The organism is Celeribacter persicus (genome assembly GCF_003050785.1).
In the GTDB taxonomy this organism is placed as follows: domain Bacteria; phylum Pseudomonadota; class Alphaproteobacteria; order Rhodobacterales; family Rhodobacteraceae; genus Celeribacter; species Celeribacter persicus.
Genome location: NZ_QAOH01000082.1, coordinates 1 through 1,550 on the forward strand (window position 1 = coordinate 1; position 1,550 = coordinate 1,550).

The following is a 1,550-nucleotide window of genomic DNA, read 5'->3' on the forward strand; positions in this document are numbered from 1 at the left end:
CGGAGTGGGAGGCCGACTTGCCGCTCGGCGACGATGTCGCTCTCTGGGACTACCTGGCTTCCCTCGATCAGGTGAGCCGGCTGTCCCTGCTAGCGCATTGCCTCAGCTTCGGGATCAACGCGCTCCACGAGAAGGTGAACCCCTATGGTTCTGGTATCTCGGCCAGCGGTTTGACCAAGCGGATGACCCAGTCTGACTTGGTTGCACAGGCGGTCGAACTCGACATGGTCGAGGCAGGTTGGCAGCCGACGGCCGATACCTACCTGAACCGCGTGCCCAAGGCCCGGATCCTCGAGGCCGTGCGCGAGGCGAAAGGGGAGGGGACGGCGCAACTCCTTGATCATCTGAAGAAAGGCGAGATGGCGACCGAAGCCGAGCGTCTGCTGAAAGGCAGCGGTTGGTTGCCGGAGGTTCTTCGCCGTCACGACTTGGTAGCACTCGATGGTGCGGAAGGGCAGGGGACACCAGAGCCCGTTTCCGACGTCGAGCAGGCCGAAGATGTCGACCTGCCTGCCTTCCTCACCGCTGACCTGCCGGGTGATGATGCGTCGATGATGGCCGCGGAGTGATCTGCGCCATCCGAGGGCGGGGAAACCCGCCCTCAATCACATAAAATACAATAATATCAATAAGATGAATGCAATTTTGTGCATTCAGGATGAGGAATCATGTCTGCAACCACCATTCTCGAAACCGCGCCCCTGGGCGCGCTCATTCGCTATACCGACAGCAGTCCCAAGCCGCCCGCTCGGTTCACAAAGAAGCTCGCGGCCTGGGAACGCTCGAACGGCGTCGGCCGTCTTGTCAAGAAGGAGCCGCCGCGACCCTATCCGACCTGGACTGCGCCGGCGTCGTTCACGCTGCACGAGGGGAACTTCTCTTCGGACGGGGTCATTCTCGTGACGATCATGCGGACTCATTCGGCTGACAGTGCCTTGACCTTCGAGGTCGCTGAGCAACCACAGCCTGGGCAGGTGCGTGTCCTGCTGGATTTCGGCGGCTGCACTGAGCTGCTGCACCTGGCCGAGTCTGTCACGGCTGCCGAACTCTGGATCGCCAAAGAAGGCTATCGCAACGCGCGGCTGGAGATCGTCCGCGAGGACGGCGATAGGGCAGGGCGCGCGGAGCTTGCTGCCTGAGCCCATGTAGAACCCAAGGGGCCTGCCCAAGCGCGGGCCTCTCACCCATCACGACCCTTTCCCGCGAGATCGCGGGGCACCATAGAATCCAATCCAACACGGAATGACGTATTCCTTGAAAAGCCTGCCTGGGAGGCTGGCACCGATGGCATCAGCGGGACACCCGGCTCTAGTCAGCCGTCGCACCATCCCCCGCTCGCCATTCCCTTCCTTGCCCCGAATCCCGTCTTCGAGATCAACCCGCGAGGGGTCGGACTACGGGCGAGCCCGTGCCGCCGGGTGGATTCGGACGAGCCGAACGCACCCGGTGATGTCAGCCAGTCTTCGGGCCTGCGGGGTCCTGTCGCGCGGGGGATGGTCCTCCGCCTCCAAGACAGGAGCCAAACAGATGTCCCGCAAAGATGCTCACGC

1 protein-coding gene and 1 pseudogene are annotated in these 1,550 nt (G+C 62.8%); both read left to right on the forward strand.

What is annotated here, in order from left to right:
• Positions 1–569: pseudogene (locus tag C8N42_RS21280) on the forward strand (DNA-binding protein); the annotation flags it as partial.
• Between the two features lie 99 nt (positions 570–668).
• Positions 669–1,139: a hypothetical protein gene (locus C8N42_RS21285; RefSeq protein ID WP_107818386.1), complete on the forward strand. Its 471-nt coding sequence runs from the start codon at positions 669–671 to the stop codon at positions 1,137–1,139.
• Positions 1,140–1,550 lie beyond the last annotated feature (411 nt).